This is a genomic window from Niabella terrae (assembly GCF_054783135.1).
On record NZ_BAAGRD010000012.1, the window covers coordinates 160367 to 181102 of the forward strand.

Below are 20736 nucleotides of genomic sequence, written 5' to 3' on the forward strand. Positions count from 1 at the left end.
ATACATAATTTATCAGTTACCAGCCTGGATTTTGTATTATTTGGGGAGAGATCTTCGTTTCTCCATAAGGAATGGGATGCAGGTACATTTTGGAATCAAAATGCCGGAGCCCGTCAACAGTAAAATAACTGCCGGAAAGGTTGCTGCCCGATTGTTCAAAATGAACGCCGGTAACCGGATTACTGAGCCTGCTGCCTTCCATCCATCGTCGCAGGTCAAAATAACGTTGCTCTTCAAATGCCAGCTCCACCCTCCTTTCCTGCCTGATCTTTGCGCGCATGGCAGCGATATCTGTTACACCATCCAGATACTGATCTGTGCTGAAACCTGCTCGGTCGCGAACCTGTTGGACAGCCTGGCGGGCGGTCAATCCATAACCCTGCGGATCGGCATCGGGTCCATTAACTTCATTCATGGCCTCCGCATAGAGAAGTAAAACGTCTGCCAGTCTTGTCAGGGGAAACAGATGGAAAGCATTGCCCGGACTGGCTTTCGAAAAGTTCACATTAAAGTCCAGGAATTTACGCAGATAGTAACCCGTATTGGTAGAACGGTCCTTTGTAATATTCAGTCCGTCGATTGTGGCACCGGTACCGGTCTTGGTCTGGATGGTGCCCAGGCCGCCGTATTTGGCACCATTATAACCTACAATGAATGCGAGGCGGGGATCGCGGTCGCTGTACTGATCTTCAGGAGCCCCTCCGGTATAATCAGTACCGTCAGCCATGGTAAATGCATTTACGAATTCCTGGGTAGGTACCGTTCCCCCGCCCTGGTTCCTGGATAAAGTAGGCGGGAACTGCCGGTTTTCCAAACCATTGGATTTTGCCGCCGTTACAAAAACGATATATTCATTATTAGGTGAACTGGTAAACAGGTTCTGGTAATTACCCTGCAGGGAATACATTGGTGACCCGTTGTCTTTCTTCAGATTGATCACCGCAGCACAGGCAGCCGCTGCAGCCTCCCATCGACCCTGTTGTTCCGCAACGCCCCCGTTCACATAGCCGGTGAGTGCATTGTTATTGCTACCCTGGTTGAATAGCGGACTCGCCGCCAGCACCAGAGTCTTAGCCTTGATGGCCAGGGCCGCACCCCGGGTCATTCTGCCAAAACCACTGTTATTGCCAATGGGCGTAACATCCAGGTATTTGGCTGCAGAATCACATAAGCGTGTAATATGACTGACACAATCCGCAAAGGAACTGCGCGCCAGCTGACCAAGCTGGTCATCACCCAGGCTGTAATACTGATCCACAATCGGGTACCCCGCATAATGCCGCAGCAGGTCGTATTCATAAAGCGCCCGCAAACAGTACATTTCGCCGGAGTAGATATTCTTAATCTCAAGCACATCCTCGCTGCTCTTATTGTTGAGCACTAACTCAATTTCGGCGAGACTTTTCTGAACAAAAAGTGCCTGACGAATCCCCTTATAAGAATCATCCCAGCAGGATTCAACAGGATTGCTCGATGTGGCATAACCACGCGAGAGACGGTGAATAGCAGAAGTGCTGATGGTACTCATTCCATCATCAGTGGCAGCATCCAGAAAGGATCCCGAAACACGGTTGAACCCACCTTTGAGATAGGAATACGCCTGAGAAATCGGTTTCTCATAACTGGCTTCCATGGAGAACACATCTTCTGGCTGTGCCCAGTCATAAGGCGTCTCATCCATATAATGACAGGCTGCCAGCGGTAAGAGCAGCATGCCGTATATCAGTTTATTACGCATGGTTTTCATAATCTAATCCGTTTAAAATCTGATGGAAAATCCCGCACTCATATTTCTGGTCAATGGCATCGAACCGGAACCCCCACCGTCTTCCGGATCCAGCGGGGAACCATTACGGGTCCAGACATACAGATCATAGCCGTTGACAAATAATCTCAGGTTCTTTATAAAGGATTCGCGGAGGATTCGCTCTGAAAAATCATAAGACAATTCGAGCGTTTTCAATCGCAAATAGCTGGCGTCACGAATCCAGAATGACGATGTCTGGCTATTGTTCACATTACTGTTCAGGGTGGAAATTCTCGGATAAGTTGCATCGGGACGATCAGGCGTCCAGTAATCCAGCTGGTGTGCATACATGGTGCCATTATCATAAAAAGGAAACGCCACTTTGCCGGACAGCATCTGGGTGGTTTGGGCTGCTCCCTGCAAGAGTATTGTCAACCCCAGTCCCTTGTAGGACATCGCCGCATGTATCCCGTAAAAAATCTGGGGCACGTTACCGTAATCCAGTGGCACCTGGTCGTTGCGGTCGATGCGTCCATCGCCATTAACATCCCGGTATTTGATATCACCAGGCTGTACATCGGAAAAAGTCTGGGTGGGGGAAGCTGCGATTTCTTCGTAGGATCGGAAGAGGCCGGTGGCGACATAACCGGTCCGGATGCCCCTACCATAACCCGCACTCTGCAACCAGTAGTACGGTTCTGTGATCTCTCCGGTAGTAATGTTCAGGTTACTGGTCCGGGAATAAGTCCCACCCAGCATATAGTTGACAGCTCCGACGCTACTGTTCCAATAGGCGGCCATTTCAAAACCCTTTGATTCCATCTCCCCGATATTCTGCTGAATCGTAGCCACCGTGCCCAACAATGAAGTCACATTATTATTGACCATATACATATCGGTGCGCCGGTCCCGGAAATAATCAAAGTGGTAACTGAACCGATTGTCGAACAGACGCAGATCGGCGCCCAGGTTAAGCTGACTTGCTTTCTCCCAGGTGAGACCAGGATTGGCTATAATGTCTTCTACATAACCCTGCTTGGCATTCATGGCATTGCCAAACCAGTAGACGGCTGATTCCTGATTCAACCTCGTTTTGAACTGAAACTCTGAAACCCCTCTTTGATTGCCAACCAGGCCATAAGAGCCCCTGAGCTTGAAATACGACACTACGGGTCGGAGGGTTTTAAAGAAGGATTCATTTGAAACAGTCCAGCCTGCTGCTGCTGCCGGGAAAAAACCAAAGCGTTTCCCGGGTGCGAATTTGTAAACCCCATGATAGGACCCGGTCAGATCGATTCCATACCGATGGTCATATTGATAACCCAGCCAAGCACCAATGGTCTGGAACCGGCTGGGAATGGATGTCTGATTGTCAAATTCGTATTGACTGTAGAAAGTAGTCGCTGTAATATGGTGTTTGTTCAGGGATTTATCATAACTCAGTTGAAAATCCAAAGCAGTTCTGGCTTCACTGGCCCTGTCCGATACCGAATTATCCATTGTACCATCCGTGTTGGTTTTTCTAAGCACATCAGAACCCGCTTCTGAAAGACTGTAATAGGCAAATGACTTACTTCTGTCGGTAACCGCTGCTGTATAACTGTCCATCGATAAGCTGGCAGAAGCCTGCAGCCCCTCAGTCAGAAAGGAAAGTTCCTGGGTCAGCCTGGCTCTGAAAGATCCGTATACCCGGTTAAGGATGGAATAGCCGTTACGGTTGAGTAAGGCCCAGGGGTTCGAAGCCAGACTGCTGCCGGCAGTTATTTTTCCATTGATGCCCTGAACGCGATTGCCTTCCTGGTCAAGATAATTTCCATGATCGATGTAATAGGCAGGAAAAGCATTGGACGGCGTGGTCACCAGGGCATTATACGCTCCGTAAGAATCACCACCAGGACGATTCTGTTTGTCAAACCAGCCATAAAGATCCAGATTCAGCAGGGTGGTTTTTGTTACGTCCACTTCCAGATTGGAACGCAGATTGTAACGACTGGTCGTATTATTGGTACTGTAGGCCGACTCCTGATCTGTTTCAAACATACCCGCCTGATTCAGAAAACCGGCATTGATAAAATAGCGGGTCTTGTCCGAGCCGCCGGATATACTCAGATTATGTTTCTGTACCCAGTTACTGGATTTAAAATATTGATCCCTCCAATTGATATCAGGGTATAGTTCTTCATTACGTCCGGCCTGGTCATATTGACCGAGATCATATGTGGAATAGCGGTTGGATGTACCCAGGCCATCTGATGCGAGCGCCGCATTATAATTACGGGCATAAGCTGCTGCATTTACAGAAGTCAGCTGGCCGAGTGGTTGCTGATTGATCAGCTGGGAAGTAAGTTGGATCTGTGGACGCCCCTTATTGCCTTTGCGGGTATTGACGAAGATGATGCCGTTGGCAGCCCGGGTTCCATATAGTGCAGTAACCAGCGCATCTTTAACCACTGTGATGGATTCAACTTCATTAGAACTTAAAATTCCAAAAACCCGTTCCTGGCCGTCAACCAATACCAACACGCCTTCCGCATTGGTCCGAATACCCCGTATCCAGTAATCGGCGGCTTCATTTACTGTGCCTCCGGATGTTTGAACGGAGAAAAATCCGGGTACCAGCCCCGATAAGAGATTGGTGAGGTTGGTCACGGGCAAATTGCGTAAATCCTCAGCTGTTATCGTATAAGACGCACCATTAAAATCCTCCTTCGCTATTTTACGGTAACCCAAATCCAGGGTATCACTGGTTTGTGCATCCAGGCGTAGACCTGTGGCAGAGAAAATAATTACCAGTAGTCCGGCAAAAAAGCTTTTTTTCACATGCAGTATTTTCATGCTTTGTATTTTTTTTCGCTCAATATTTCAAACGCAGTTCCGAGGTGGCAATGAGATTTGAATTGCGCACAGAAATCATATTCTATCGACCCCAGGTCTTTTACAGCAGGTATCAGCTATTAATAAATTGTATACAGGAAATCACCGGTTATTTCCAATCCGGGCGGCAAGCTGCTACAATCGTTGTTACTTCAGACAATGATCAACCGACCAATTGCATCACTGCAACTGGTAGTCGAAAGGCAACTGTATTGCACTGGGGACAATATCAGGCGTTACGAAGTCTTTAACTAATAACAGCGGAAAGATAGATGCAGACAGGACAACAGACTTTAACTATTGTATGAAATATTGTAAATTTTGTATTACTAACGCAGAAAAAGGCAATATCGCGCCTATTTATCATCTTCATCTTGTACATACATATTTGTTCTTGATACATATTTTCAGCAGGTTTCGCGCAAAAGTAAGAGAATCATATTAGTCTACAAAATAAGTAGACTTACAATGGCTTATTTTTTTCTGTGTCGACTGAATGGGCGACGAACTGTGGCATCACCTACCCACTCAGTAATTACTGACTAAGCGGTACTTACTATATTTTTTGCACGATGGCGGTATCAGGGAGCTGATTCGAATATTCCGGAAAACCTGATCGTTAACGAACCAGCTTCAGGCGGCCCCTTCGACCCGACGCGCGTCTGAATGAAGCTGATCGGTGATTTGAAAAAATTATGCGCTTTTGTCCCTTCCTTTACTGCATATGGACTATCGCCGCCATTGGTATAAGGAAAAATCAAAATTGACCTTTCTTTCTGCATTACTTGCGATAACAGCTATCCGGTTTTTTCCGGTGTGCAACAAGCGCAGTCCCATTGAAAGGTTGATATCATCGTAATGTCTTTTGATACGCACCCGATCCTCAGACCAAATTTTTACGCCATTGATGTATACAGAAAAATCGCCGGAAGCATACAGCTTCATACCCAGTGCATCAGGGATCTGGTCGAGATTGAACTCCTGATAGGCATAAACATTGCCGCCCTTCTCTACCTCCACCGGTTTCAGGGACGATAAAAAGGCCTCCGGTTGCTGCAGCCAGTCAGCTGCGGGCTTGTTCAACCGATAGTGAATGTTAGGACGGCTGGTTTCTGTTGACTGGTTTAAAAACTGCAAATGTCCATCCGGATTTTCATAGATCGGATGGTGCAAACGCTGTAACAACCTGATGGGAATTTTTACGACCTTCCTGTCATAAGTCATCAACCCGTTGACCTCTCCTTCCACGTCGGTTGTTTGGGTATAAATCGCGGCAGACAGTCCGCGTTTGACCATTAAAGAGAGATTGTGCATCAACTCGGTGTATTCACGGATCAATACCGAGTCTTCCGTATAGGTCTTATACCCCCAGTTTCTTTTGTGGGCATCCCATATATGATTGTTCACCACCAGGCCCAGTCCTCCAAATTCCCCGAGTACCATTGAACGTCCCGGATGCAACTCAGGTACTTCCATCGCCGGTCCAGGATACTGATGTACATCCACTACGTTACCCACCCCCCTGTCGGTCCAGCCGCTGGGTGCGTCAACCAGACGGGTCGGATCAAAAGTTTTTGTCCATTCAGCTATCCGTTTGGTGTCATACTGTCCCCAACCTTCGTTAAATGGCACCCACATGACAATGGAAGGGAAAAATCTAAGGTGGGTCATGATCGATTTCCATTCGCTCTCGAACTGAATGGCTGAAGCAGGTGGACGCACCCAGTCTTTGGCATCTTCATATTTTACATGGGAAGGATCATTGGGCCATAGTAAACCGGAAGGCATGTCCTGCCAGACCAGCATCCCGATGGAATCGGCCATATAATAATACCGGGACGGTTCTACCTTGATATGCTTGCGAATCGTATTGAAACCCATCTTCTTCAGCTGGACGATATCATACATCATGGCCGCTTCAGAAGGCGGTGTCAGGAGACCATCCGGCCACCAGCCCTGATCCAGGGTACCCAGGTGAAAAAGGGGCTTATTGTTCAGGGCCAGTCGCTGATATCCATTGGCATCTTTAACAAGACTGATCTTGCGCATGGCGAAATAAGTCTGAAAGCTGTCAACGATCCGGCCCTTTTTGAGCAGACTGATGCGGGTTGGATACAGTTGGGGTTGATCAGGCGTCCAGTACCGGATCTCCTGAAGTGGAATGCTGATAGCAGACTGATAATCTACCAGCGTATCTTTGATCGTCCGGCCCTGATCCTTTATTTCAATACGCAACTGGTGACCGGCTGTTATATTTTCAGCTTGAAAATTAAATTCAATTCGATGCTGGTCGATATCCGGCACAGGATTCAGACCGGAAATATGTGATTTAGCAACAGGTTCCAGCCAGACCGTCTGCCAGATACCGGATACTGCTGTATACCAGATTCCTTTGGGTTCCAGGGATTGCTTTCCCCTGGCCTGTATATCCGCATCAGTGGGGTCCCATACAGACAGAACCAGATGCTGGGGTCCCCTGCTGCGTAAAAATGAAGTGATATTAAAGGAAAAGGGATCTGATCCGCCCTTATGTTGGCCGACCAGTTGTCCGTTGACCCAGACTTTCGCATACCAGTCAACTGCTTCAAAATGCAATATCAGCTCCCGTCCCTTCCAGTCCGCCGGAATGGTAAAGTTTCGACGGTACCAGAGTTCCTGGTCGGGTAACAGCGGTTTGCCAACTCCGGAAAGCGCCGACTCTATGCCGAATGGTACTAAAATTTTTCCCGTATAGTCAGCTGGCGCACCAGAACCTTTTGGTTGAATCCGATAATCCCATAAACCATTCAGGTTGAGCCAGGCAGCGCGTTTCATTTGGGGGCGGGGATATTGTTGCCATGCATTGTCCGGCGTCAGCCGTTCCCCCCATTCGGTCATCAGGGCCGCTGGTGCCGGTTTGTAGGATTGTGCCGTAGCAGACAGACTGGACGACACCAGGATAGCAAGGAACATTTTTTTCAATCGCATATTCTATTGACTTGTAGGATAGCGCACCTGTCCGTTTAACAGACGGGGTCGCGGATTTAAATAATTCAACCGGCAGCATTTGCAGACTGCAGGAAAGTTAAAACTAAAATCCTACGGAAGATTCACTTGTCAATATTGTATGTATTTGTATAAAAAATGTGTCAGCCTGCTGTTAAGGTCCTTAAATACAGGGATTTTCAGGGATCAGGTACAGGCCGGGTCAGGGTTTAGCCGTTCTGTCCCGGGAAACTGAAAAAGGCCGGTCCGCCGGGGATATTCCCCTTTTTTGGTTCGGTTGGTCGTCCATTTGCAATTGAAAATTGCCACCACGGGTGATATCCGAATAACGGATATAATTTTTCGAGTAGCGTTTCTTATTGAGCCGTGCAGAACGTATATAAACATGCTGATCACTGTTTCCATCGGCCTGTATGACAAATTTTTTGCCGTCTTCCAGCGTTATGGTCGCTTTTCTGAACAATGGGCTGCCCAGCACATACTGATCTGTTCCCGGGCATACACTATAAAATCCAAGCGCACTCAACACATACCAGGACGATGTTTGGCCCTGATCCTCATCTCCCGGATAACCGTTCTCTGTGGCATTATATAATTTTCGCATTACCTGACGGACCCGATACTGGGATTTCCAGGGCGCACCGGCGTAATTATACAGATAAGGCATATGTTGTATCGGCTGGTTGCCATGGGCATATTGTCCCATATCAGCTTTTACCATTTCGGTCATTTCGTGGATCATTCCGCCGTAGGTCCCGACTTTTACGTTATTCGGTATCGAAAATACAGAATCCAACTTAGCACAAAATGTTTGGTCACCTCCGATGAGCTGAATTAACCCGTCGATATCATGAAAGACCGACCAGACCCAATGCCAGCCATTGCCCTCCGTAAATGGGCCGCCCCATTCCACCGGATCAAAATCCGGAGAAAATTTCCCTGCCGCATCCCGTCCTTCCATAAATCTTGTTAAAGGATTATATACCTTTTTATAATTATACATAGAAGCAGCAAAAGGCTCTTGCAGCTGCTGCTGCCCCGTCATTTCAGCCAACCGGTATCCGCAAAAATCGTCATAGGCATATTCCAGTGTTTTGGCGGTAGCCTCTCTGACCTGCGGATAGGGCACATAACCGATACGATTGTACCACTGATAACCGTCCCTCCCATTAGCCGGCCCCCAGGGGCCTTTATTATTGGCCTCATGCACATAGGCTTTCAGGGCTTGCGCCGGATCAAAACTGCGGATCCCTTTTGCCCAGGCGTCTGTAAGCAGCGAAATGGCATGATTACCAATCATACTGCCCTGTTCATTAGGAAAACTCCAGGAAGGCAGCCAGCCGCATTGCGCCTGAGCGTCCAGCAGGGCTTGCATATATCGGCCGTGCATGGTAGGATACAATAATATATTGAGGGGGAACTGCGCCCGAAAAGTATCCCAGAAACCTGTATCCGTAAACATATATCCCCGATGCACTTTGCCGTCATAGGGACTGAAATAATAGGGTTGACCCTGAGGATCCAGTTCGTAAAACTTTCGGGAAAACAAACTGGCCCTGAAAAAGCAGGAATAAAAAGTCGCTTTATCCGCTTCCGAGCCACCTTCTACAAGGATTTTGGAAAGATGGTCATTCCAGACTGCCGCTGCCCTGGATTTGGTATCTTCCAGACGGTTTGCGCCTCCCAGTTCCCTTTCCAGATTCAGCAGGGCCTGTTCAGCACTGATATAAGAAGAAGCGACTTTTACCTGCACCACTGCAGCTTCTTTAAATTCCAGATAAGCTCCCCTGCCCTTTCCCTGATCCGCAAGTTTACCTGGTTGAATAGCATCAGTTGTATTATCCCAGGTGCCGCTGGCCGTAAACGGCTGATCAAAAACAGCCACAAAATAGCTCTTCCATCCCTTCTGAAATCCTCTACCGTTATTGACAAATCCAGTGATCATTTTCTGTTCCGGGTGGATATGAACTTCACTTAATCCTGTATAACCGTCTAAAACCAGAAAAGCCTTATGTCCTGCGGGAAAACTGAAACGGAGATGAGCGCCGCGCTCCGTAGGTGAAATTTCTGTAACAATATCATTGTCAAACTTCACTTTATAATAATGGGGTTTGGCGATCTCGTTCTCATGTCTGAAGCGCAACGCCCGCTGATTTTCATTTACACGCAACTGATCAATGGCCGGCATAAAAGAAAATACAGCATAATCATTGGTCCAGGAGCTGCACTGATGCGCCTGTTGAAAACCTCTTATCGTGTTCTTGGCATACTGGTATTTCCACCCATCTCCATTGTTGCCGGTTTGTGGCGTCCAGGTATGCATCCCAAAAGGCAACGCGGTTGTGGGATAAGTATTGCCATGGGTCAACTCAAAACTCGAGTTGGTGCCCTGGAGGGTATTTACATACTGTACCAGATCCTGTGCCCTGATACTTCCGTTCCGGCAACAGATAATTAACAGCAAAACATAGCCAATTTTCTTCATATGATGCTAATTCTTTCGCGTAAAACTACAGGAAATTAAATGGAACAGGTCCATCTGCAATCTGAAGTTTCTGCCAGTACTAAAGCCAGGTGGCCGGCAGTTCACTGGTTTAACTGATGGTCCAGGACCTTCATCCAATGGCCACCGATCACGCTGCGGGCCTGAAAACCCACCTTACTTCCTGTGGTGGTTTCATACCAGTCACTTAATGGCACCCTGGTAGGTGTTTCGATGGCATATTTATAAACAAGACCTGCCAGCCGTTTAAAATCCTGGTCATTCCCAGTTAAACAGGCGGTCCAGATGGTCCAGTCGCTTTTGGTGTAAGTTTTGCGGCTGTCGAGCGGGAGGCCGTATTTATTCAGATGATTCAGATAGAACTTCATCTCTTTCTGAAACACTTCTTCAGGAAAAATATGAAACCGCAGCACTCGATCCCAGATCAGATTATATTTCTGAGACCAGGTTCCTTTTTTCTCAAATGCCAGACTGTAATGATCGCCATCGTCAGCAAGTTGCATCCACTTGGGTACCATGGATACAGCGATCCCGTGATATTTATTATAGATATCCGTTTCTCCCATCATCTTGGCCAAATAGGCGTAGCTTTCAATACCCATAATGGCTTTCAATGAAAGATTGGCGTTGCGCGCCAGATGGCCGGCGAAATCATCGGTACACAGCTGATTGGCGGGGTCAAAACCTTCTTTTACCAGATAATCGGTCCAGGTAGTCAGGGTCTGCCAGTGCTGCTTCGCATAATCTGCATTACCTTCCATTCTGGCAATGGCCGCAGCGAGAATGATCATATTCCCTGACTCTTCCACCGGCATGTCTTCGCCATACACCTGGCCATTGGCCTGAGGGTAAGTGCCCAGGTCATGCGCAGCAAAAGGTTTTTTCCAGCGTCCACTCTCACTGTAATAAAAAATACCGTTCATCATACCTTTTTCGAGATCGGGGTTGTACACTAAAAATAAAGGCGCTGACGGATAAGTCAGATCCACGGTATTGATACAGCCATTACTAAAATTCTCTTTCGATAGCCAGAGTAAATCGCCCTGAGGGCTACGAACCAGTTTGTGTGCTGCCATGACCTGTCGATAGCTAATTTCGCAAAGCCGCGCGTAGTCCTCGCCCCCTGCCTGCAGGGCTTCCTTATAAATGCGTTCGTCTAAAGCTTTACACTTCTGTATCGTCGCATCATAATCCTGTTGAGCGGCTACCAACAGTTGATCCATCGTTGTATTGTTATGCTGGTTCCACCAGGGTCTGAGATTGGTTCCAAAATATTGAATCGACCATATATCATCGTAGCCCAGTAACAAATGACTTTCCTTCGGATCGTTGACGTTTAACTTCGTCAAAGTATTCAACAGGAAGCGTTTGCCTTTCTTTTCAGTTGACAGCGGTTGGGTTTTCCCGCTTTTCAGGGATTGCAGCGCCGTTTCATAATCCCGGCTGACAAACTGCTCGCTTTTATGCTGAGGAACCGCCACATAAAGATAGCCCCAGTCTATACGGACATCATCTCCCTTTCGCTTCAAATAGTCCTGCGACAGGGTACCTGTTTTTAAAACCGACAGACCCTGGGTCTGATAACCGGATACAGCTACCTCCTGATCAGGTGTATTTACGGCGAGATCTGAACTGACCGTCAGCAATAGTTTTACGTCCCTGCTACGTCGGTCCCGGGATCTGACTTTGTAACTTATATAAGAAACCGGCCGTGCCAGTAAATCCAGGTCATTGATGACCAAGGGAGAAGTAAATTTCAGGTCCAGGTCAACCGGACCACAATTAAAGGTATAACTGGTTTGGGTCGCGGAAACATTCACAGATTGTTGCACCGCCGGCTGAATGCCGGCATTAAGTCTGGAAGCCTTTTCACGCACCAATCCAAAATCAAGGTGACGTCCACCGGCAGTATTCCTGATATGTACCGCCAGCACATTTCCTCCCTTCTTTAATAAAGAAGCCGCTTTCGGAATTTTAATATACTTATACTTGTGAATCCAACCTTCCGTTTTATAAATCTCTACGCCGTTCAGATACACTGTAATATTATCATCGTGTCTGATTTTAAGGTACAATTGTTCCTTCATATTTCCCGTAAGTGTAAAGGACCGGCGGACCCAAAGATCATCCGTTTGCCAACTCGTCCGGGCCTCCCGGTCATCACCAAAAGGTGCCGGGCCCTTTTTCCAGCCTGCTTCATTAAATACAGGCATTTTCCATCCTGCAGCGGGTTTATTCACTGTGTAGGATACGGTATATGACTTCTCTGTTGCAACCGGCAACACCGTTTGATAGTCGGTTTCTTCCTTACCCAAAAAACGGTACAATTTGCCATCCACACTCAGAAACCCTGTCAGTGACTGATCCGCCCCTGTCCAGTGTTTTGTAACAGCATCGGGCAGTTGATCTGTATCTGACCAGATACTGAAATACGGATCATGGGTAATCAGTGGATAGGAAGGTGCTTTACGTTCCTGTGCCTGGCACCACAACATAGAAACAAGACATCCCAACAATAACATAGGTTTACTAAAAACGCACAACATCAGATAATTATTTATTTGTTTGAAAAAATCTTAGCGATAAATCGTAAATAACCTTATCGAACCCTGGTGTATATTTCCTCACCTTTCGCGTTCATCAAATGCCATTTCATCAAAAACTGATCATCACTTAAAAACCGAAAGATAATCTTTCCCTGCCGGGCAGTAGGAAAGGCCAAATATTTTCTAACAGTTCTGTATAAGTCGAATCCGAAGTTATCATAATCTTTCCATGTGAGAGTTCCATATAGCGACCATTATAGTAGAGGATATGCCTGAAATTACCCAAACTATCAAACAATTTAAAATCATGATTACGGGGCAATGCAAAACTACTGTCCCTATTACCAGAACGCTGTCCGGTCACCTGCCACATACCCGCAAAACGACTTACTTTAGCCACCGATTGTGCAAATACCGGCGTAGCAAGTATTAAAACAGCAATACATATACCAAAATATTTAAACCTGCTTTTCAAGTGACTTATTGAATTTTTACTTGTTGATCCTCGTCAGGAATCTGCGTATTCCGAGTGATTTCCAACGTCATCGGTCCGGTAAAACGATAATTCAGTGGGAAAGCAGGATTGCTGATATCGCTATACCAGTACTGAAGATTCATGGTAACGCGTGTCCTTTCCATATAAGGTATTACAGGATCCTTTTCCACCTGCACCGTATAAGTGCCCGCCTGTTGAGAAAACATAATTTCGGGATCCGGTGCGCTCAGGGTTACGGTGCTGTCTTCATTGAACCGCGCAATAATCTTGTATTTTTCCCGATCATACGCATCTTCATCCACGACGCCGGCAAAAAAGAATACGCTCCTTTCATCTACCACCCAGGCCGTCCTGTTTGTTGTCGTAAGTGCTGTCTGGCTGTTCTCAGATACATCCCGGTTCCAGACCAATCCTGCATTGGAATAACTTCCGGAAAAGTCATTGAATGGAATAATCTGCATCAGTGACTTCTTATACCACCGGTAGCTTGACACATTATCAAGAGAAGTCGAGACGATTTTCACCGGCAAAATATACTTATTAATTAAATTCAAATCTTCCAGTTTCAGATCCAGATCAAAATAACCAATATCTGCTCCTTTCGGAATGGTAGTGGTCATGGATTTGAATGCGTAATTCTTTTGAGGTAATTGATGAAAATACAAATCTTCTCTTAGTCGGAAACGGTCAAAATTCAGATCCGTAAGCGTATCCGCATCGATATCAATTGTCACCTGTATATCTGCGTTATTCCGGGTAGAGCCTCCCAAAATCACCGGCACTTTTACCGGTACCAGCCCGCCTTCGTCCTTAAACTTCGCATATACTGTTACGACGCCATTCTTTGCAAAGGCCACTTCCTTCACAAATAATTCTTCTGTCCACTCCTTGTTACAGGCAATGCAGATCAGCAGAACAGGCAGTATTAATAAACAAATTTTCTTCATAATAATCAATTTAATAGGGAGTTGTCCAACCAGGATTCTGAGTTAGCCTGGCGTTGCGCCTTAATTCATCATGGGATATGGGCCACAGATACATCTTCTTAACAAAAATGGTGGGTATGGATGCAATCACTACCGGTGTATGGAAAAGGTCTCTTTGCTCTTCTGGCATATCCATATTACATCCCATGATAGGCATCGCTTCTTCTACCGGCGCGTCTTTCCACCTCCTCAAATCATAATACCGGTGGTTTTCACCCAATAACTCAATCTGCCGTTCCCGTTTCAATGCCTTTCTGAACAGATCAGCAGATGCGTAAATATCGGCACCAAAATCAGGCACACCGCCCCGAATACGAATCTGACTGATGGCCTTACTCATTTCGTCCGTATTTCTGGAAATGTTATGACTGGTGGTACCGTCGTAGGAACTGACGCTATAATTGCCTTTTAATTCATTGAGCGATTCCGCATAAATCAGCAACACTTCTGCATACCGTATGGCGGGTTCCACTTTGGGTATAATTTGAGATCCTGCCAGTTCTGATTTATAGGAATCAATTGGATTTACATATTTCTTGACACCTATTCCTGATCGGATATGAAACTGTGGCGTGGCCGGCGACTTGCCATCCTGTTTACCGCGGTAATAAAATATCTGCCGGGAACGTTCATTGACATCCAGAACACTCAAGCGGTACCAGACACTTCCATTATAAGCTACTGAAGCGTAAAACCGGGGCTCGCGATTCGCATATTGCAAGGACACGTTGGCCGGTAAAGGTGGATAGTCTGTATCATTCTCGGTATATCCGGGCACCCTGGGATGAAGCGGCACATTCGAACCATCATTCATATAATAAGCATCACATTGTTTCTGGGTAATTCCATGTGCATTCCAGCCTCCCATCGAAAGCGGTGTTTGGTGTAGCGCCAATGCAGATATATTTTCGTTGGTACTACCCATCTCCGTGGCTCTGGAAAATATCAGTTCAGGATTATTGGAATAGGTGACCGCGCCATTAAACAATTGCCGGTAAGACTCAAAAGGATCAATATCCTTCCATCCATTCGGGAAATTAGCTTCTGAATATACCGGATGATGGGGAGGGAGAATTGTTTTGGGTTGTGCCGGACCCTGATCTTCTTCATTGAAAGGAGCCGTGAATAGCCGGTAAACTTTCAGGTCGATCACATCCTTTGCTGCAGCGGCAGCGCGGGCCCATTTTTCCTCGTTATACTGTGAAGAAATCAGCTGACGGCCCTGGTCATCTACCAGATCGGACATTTCTGTATTGCCATTGAATTCAGGACTTGCCGCATACAGCAACACTTTGGCTCTGGCCGCGAGCGCCGCACCCTTGGTCGGGCGCACTTTCTCCCGATTGGTGCGATTCAAAGGCAGGTCCAATGCAGCGGTCGCCAGTTCGCCGGCAATAAAATCAGCACACTCATCGTAACTGTTTCTGGGTAGTGCCAGATCCTGATAGTCCAGGGTATAATCAATACCTTCATCAGGGACCAGTGGAATGGGCCCGTATTTTCGAAGCAATAGCCAGTAGTAATAAGCCCTCAGAAAACGTGCCTGGGCTTTGCCATCAGCGATTTCGTCCGAAGACATTTCGATATTTCGATCGATATGATGGATATATATAGAAGCCTTTCTGATGCCCTGGTAACAGGAGCCCCAGGATCCCTGCGCCCAACTTTCGTTATACTCGCCGTTTTTGTAATTTTTGATGCTTCTGGCGTCATAAATATCGCCTCTATCTCCGAAAAACATATCATCGGAGATCAGATTAAAGGGTGTAAGCCCCTTACTGGCAACATCCGCATTCTCCCCACGTAAATGGGTATATACGTCTGCCAGCCACTGATCCGAATAATCCTTCCTGGTAAATATCGAATCTATGTTCATCCGATCTTTAAAGAAGTGGTCGAAATCCATATATTTTTTACAGGAACCCAGGGAAGCTGTAATCGCGATGAAGGCTATGAAAAAAACCAGAAAATGTTTCATATTCATAATCAATTAGATGTTAAAACTTGAAGGTGATACCCATGGTGAAGGTCTTGGATAAAGGGTAACGGGTTCCATCGCTGCTGGCCATTTCCGGATCCCAGACTTTAACTTTATCCCAGACAAAAAGGTTATATCCCAAAAAGTAAATTCTCGAATGAGAAAGTCCCACTTTACTTGCGAAGTTCTGAGGCAGGGTATAACCCAACTCCACAGTCTTAAACCGGAGATAGGAACCATCCCGTAACCAGTAAGTAGATGGACGATAATTATTGGCGTTCCCCCCGTAACTCAATCTGGGATATTTCGCATTGATGTTTTCAGTAGCCGGATCGCCGGAAATATCCCTGGACACCCAGCGGTTACCGGGATCTGCAACTTCAGAAAGAATATTTCCCCATTCCCCCTCAGCAAACGGATATACGGTCGGCCCATTCAGGAAATAGGAAGAGCGGCCGGCCCCTTGAAACAGCAGGTTAAAATCGATGCCTTTCCATCTGAGGGAGGCACCCATCCCATATATCAGTGAAGGCGTACGGGTGGCACCAATAGGTACCCGATCATCGTCATTGATCAGACCATCAGCATTGATATCCTTATATTTTATATCTCCTGGCATGACGGGATTCGCGGCATCAAAATTCTGCACCGGGCTATTGCGTATGTCCTCATAGTCTTTAAACAGCCCCAGGGCGATCAGGCCCCTGGCTTGATCCAGCCGATAGCCCTGTTGCAGTTGATAGGGGTAAATTGTTTTCTGTTCATCTCTGGCAATCACTTTGTTTTTCACATAGGTAAGATTGCCCCTCATACTGAAATCAACGGCACCGATCTTTTTATTAAAGCTGAAATAACCGTCAATCCCCCTGTTATCCATTTGGCCCACATTCGCCCAGGGCTGACTGGTGACGCCTATCATGGAGGACAATTGGGTCCGTCTCATGTATATATTACTGCGTGACTCCTGAAAAAAGTCCACCGTCAATGAAAATAAATTGTTTAAAATGCTAATATCTACGCCCAGATTCTGTTTACGGGCGACTTCCCAGGTGAGCGCATCTGAAGCGACCTGCTGATAGCCCAGCATCGGGTATAAATTAGGATTTCCCGGCTCTCCAAAATCAAAAACCTGAAAGTTGTCTCCGTTGGGATAATAGCCAATCGTACTCAGGTAAGCGAAGCGAACGTCGTTACCAAAATAATCATTGCCCACATCACCAATTGAATACCGTACTTTCAATTGTTTCAGCCAATCCATATTCTCCTGCACAAATTTTTCCTCAGCAATATTCCAACCTACTGCCAGCGCAGGGAAAAAACCAAACTGATGCCCCTTCTTAAAATTCTCGGAGCCCGTATACCCGAAATTCACCTCTAGCAGGTACCGGTTCATATAACCGTACATCGCTCTTCCCGAAAGTGAAAGATTACGTCTAGGAATACCATTGATAATATCTGTACCGAGGTTCTGGGTTTGGCGGTATTCCCGCACAAAAGAACGGACCAGCCCTTCCACCTGGTGTTTCTCATTGAAATTTCGGTTGTAAGAAAGTTCGACATCCGTCTGATACACCCGTTCCCCTGCCGAACTTGATTCCTGATGGAGCAGTGATTCTGTCGAAATCCGGTGCATAATCAGGTTGCCTTCTCTGTCCCTGCGACGTTCTACATTATACTGTTCGGGCCATTTAATACGGCTGATATTATTGAGGCTGTTGGCATCGAAAGCCACACGGGCAGTAGCTCTTAAGCCTTTGGTAATAGCATCCAGCCGCTGGTTTAACGTCAGGTTGGTTTCTACCTTATTCTGCCAGTGTTCCCGATAACCAGTCTGCGTAGCCAATACCCACGGGTTGGTTTTGTTTCCGGTTCCGAATGCGGGTACCAGGCCATTAGAATACATAAAAGGTATCGACACAGGGTTCTGTCCAATCAGAGAATACCAGATATTTAGATTATTGAGACCCGGGAAATTCTGCTTTTCCAGAAACCCGGATACGCCCAGTGCCAGCGTGGTGGATTTTGTGACATCCAGATCATAATTCACCCGATAATTCCATCGGGACATGTTCGCGTTGGTTCTATAGTCCTTGAGGGCCTGGTCCGACTTATACATCCCTTCTTCATTGACATAGCTGACAGAAACAAAATATCTGGCAATGGTCGCCCCACCTTGCAGATCTATCGCTGCCCGGTAAAAATTGGCGCCGTCCCTAAGCATTTTTTCCTGCCAGTTTACATTGGGATACAAATCAGGATCCAGACCATTCTTGATCAATTCCAGTTCTGTTTCAGTATAAACCGGTTCCAGATTACGGGTAGTTCTCGCTTCATTTGAAAGTTGGGCATAAGTATAACCATCTACAAACTTCGGGGTCCGGGTACGGGTATTATAACCGTACTCTACCCTGCCATTTACATTAATCTTACCTACCCGCCCTTTCTTGGTGGTTATCAATATAACACCATTGGCCCCTTTTGACCCGTAAAGGGCCGTAGCAGAGGCATCTCTAAGCACTGAAAACGATTGAATATCCTGTATGTTAATCTCGTTAAACGGCCGTTCAAAGCCATCTACCAGTACCAGGGCAGACTGATTAGCACCAAATGTGGAGATACCACGGATCCAGAACTCTGAATTGTTATTTCCCGGTTCACCTGAACCCTGCATGGCTATAATACCTGCCACATTGCCGGCCAGACCGTTGGTGATATTGGCAGTAGGTGTGCGAATCTCGTCAATATCTACTGAAGTAACGGCACCAAGAATCGTTGCCTTTTTCTGCGCACCCACCGCCGTTACCACAACCTGATTTAACACGCTTGAATCCGAGGTTTGCATTTGAACATTCAGTAAACTTTTGTTTTTAATCTGAATCTCCTGCGTCTTGTACCCCACATAAGAGAAAATCAGGGTGCTGTATGGCTCCGCTTCGATACTGTAAAATCCGTTTTCATTGCTCATCGTTCCCCCGACCTTGTCTTTCACCGAGATACTGACGCCTACAAGCGCCTGATTGGTCTGATCGGTAACCACCCCTTCGATTTTTAAAATTTCCTGCGCCTGGATACAACTGAAAGCGGTAATCAGAAAAAATACTAATACAAAAAACTGCTTCATGCTAATAGTTTTGATTTTATTCAGTTGATATTTTCCTAATACGTCTGTTCTTCTGGTCGGCTATGTAAAAAGCGCCCTGTTCCTGGTCATATATAATACCGTGCGGCCGGTCAAACTGGGCATCCCGCAGGTCGCCATCTGCGTAGCCCCATTGCGTAGGACGGCCTGCGAATGTAGAAACAACTCCCTCGGGCGTGATTTTGCGAATGCAATGATTCATCACGTCACACACATAAAAATTATCATTTTCATCGAAAGCACCCTGGTGGGGTTCCCTGAAGCGGGCACTGGCCCCAACACCGTCCTGATAACCGGCATTGTTAATGCCACCGGCAAAAAAGACAGGCGCGTCCAGTGTTCTTGTTTCGCGGTTGTAGCGAGCTTTTAATATATAATGTCTGTTTTTAGAAACCATGTAGGCAAAATCGCCACTGGGAGCAAACTGAATATTGAATTCCCAGCTATTATCACCTACCCGATACAGTTCCCTTGAATTTCGATTGGTCCGGTCCCATTTATATACCTGACCATTGGAATAGGAATTAAAAAAGTAATCGCCTGTCTGGGGTTGCACATCACCTCCGTTACATTGCTTACTGTATATCAGTGAACTCCATCTGCTAAAATTCTGTGCCTTGGTGGCTACTACTGTACAAATACCGTCCCAGCTACCCTGATCATTGGTCAAATACATCGTATCAAAACTGGGATTGAAAGAAATGGTTCTTGGCCTGTCCCATCCGTTGCCCGTCCGAAACTTCGTTGTAACGGTTGTCAACGCGGAATCAATCATCCGTAGTCCCCTGTATTCTTCCAACAGGTAAATATTTTTATGTTCGTCAAAAGCAAGCCAATAGGGTTCTTCGAACTGCGCTGTGCCGATCGGACCATCTACAATGGAAGTCCGGCCATCTTTGTCCGTAAATCCGGCAAGTGTACTAACTGACGGTCTGAAAATATAACTGAAATTACTTTCAGTAAGTACTTCTGTTTGCTGATCTCCATTATGTACGATAACTTTTACCTTGCCGCTACCCGCTCTTGAGGGTACCAGCACATATAACATGTTTCCGGTAGCTCCGATTACTGAAGCCGGTTTATCATTAATAAACACTTCGACCTGGCCGGCATCTGACCCAAAATTCTCCCCGTATATAAGCATTTGTGTGCTCACCCCACCACTATCAGGTGTAAAATGATTGATTACTACAGGTTGCGTGGGATCGAATGGAACGCCGCCTCCGGTTGGTTCAGCTGATTTTTTGCAGGAAACTGCCAGAAAAAGCATGATCCCTGCACTAAAAATAAGCTTCAGGTACGATGCTGTTACACCAGATTTCATATGACATTTTTTTAAAATTCAGGTCGCAATGCACGTTCGGGTTCCTACCTACCTCAGGTCTGTTCATCATGACGTATACACTGTGGAACGGGTATTTTAAAGCCCAGATCTCGTTGGCTATAGGAATTTGCTGTTTATTAATTATGGTTTACGCAATC

The 20736-nt window shown here is 46.4% G+C and carries 10 protein-coding genes; all 10 read right to left on the reverse strand.

The window, feature by feature from the left end; translation table 11 throughout:
* Nucleotides 1-16 precede the first annotated feature (16 nt).
* The 10 genes from ACYVI9_RS13695 to ACYVI9_RS13740 all read right to left on the reverse strand — a co-directional run bounded on the left by ACYVI9_RS13695 (nt 17) and on the right by ACYVI9_RS13740 (nt 20578).
* Nucleotides 17-1747: a RagB/SusD family nutrient uptake outer membrane protein gene (locus tag ACYVI9_RS13695; protein WP_460765319.1), complete on the reverse strand. Its 1731-nt coding sequence runs from the start codon at nt 1745-1747 to the stop codon at nt 17-19.
* Nucleotides 1748-1759: 12 nt separating this feature from the next.
* Nucleotides 1760-4582, reverse strand: a complete 2823-nt coding sequence (locus ACYVI9_RS13700) for a SusC/RagA family TonB-linked outer membrane protein (protein WP_460765321.1) — start codon at nt 4580-4582, stop codon at nt 1760-1762.
* Between the two features lie 768 nt (nt 4583-5350).
* On the reverse strand, nt 5351-7573 hold the full coding sequence (locus ACYVI9_RS13705) for a glycoside hydrolase family 2 protein (RefSeq protein WP_460765323.1): 2223 nt from the start codon (nt 7571-7573) through the stop codon (nt 5351-5353).
* A 235-nt stretch (nt 7574-7808) separates the two neighbouring features.
* Nucleotides 7809-10091 (reverse strand): GH92 family glycosyl hydrolase, encoded by a 2283-nt coding sequence (locus ACYVI9_RS13710; RefSeq protein WP_460765325.1) that lies wholly within the window; start codon nt 10089-10091, stop codon nt 7809-7811.
* Between the two features lie 101 nt (nt 10092-10192).
* Nucleotides 10193-12655: a glutaminase domain-containing protein gene (locus tag ACYVI9_RS13715; protein ID WP_460765327.1), complete on the reverse strand. Its 2463-nt coding sequence runs from the start codon at nt 12653-12655 to the stop codon at nt 10193-10195.
* 127 nt (nt 12656-12782) lie between these two features.
* Nucleotides 12783-13130: a hypothetical protein gene (locus ACYVI9_RS13720; RefSeq protein WP_460765329.1), complete on the reverse strand. Its 348-nt coding sequence runs from the start codon at nt 13128-13130 to the stop codon at nt 12783-12785.
* A gap of 5 nt (nt 13131-13135) precedes the next feature.
* On the reverse strand, nt 13136-14098 hold the full coding sequence (locus ACYVI9_RS13725) for a DUF4973 domain-containing protein (protein ID WP_460765331.1): 963 nt from the start codon (nt 14096-14098) through the stop codon (nt 13136-13138).
* A 10-nt stretch (nt 14099-14108) separates the two neighbouring features.
* On the reverse strand, nt 14109-16121 hold the full coding sequence (locus ACYVI9_RS13730) for a RagB/SusD family nutrient uptake outer membrane protein (RefSeq protein WP_460765333.1): 2013 nt from the start codon (nt 16119-16121) through the stop codon (nt 14109-14111).
* 13 nt (nt 16122-16134) lie between these two features.
* The gene (locus ACYVI9_RS13735; RefSeq protein ID WP_460765335.1) at nt 16135-19236 is read right to left on the reverse strand and encodes a SusC/RagA family TonB-linked outer membrane protein; all 3102 of its coding nucleotides are present in this window, start codon (nt 19234-19236) and stop codon (nt 16135-16137) included.
* 16 nt (nt 19237-19252) lie between these two features.
* Nucleotides 19253-20578 carry an IPT/TIG domain-containing protein gene (locus ACYVI9_RS13740; RefSeq protein ID WP_460765337.1) on the reverse strand — a complete coding sequence of 442 codons (1326 nt, stop codon included), beginning with the start codon at nt 20576-20578 and terminating at the stop codon, nt 19253-19255.
* Nucleotides 20579-20736 lie beyond the last annotated feature (158 nt).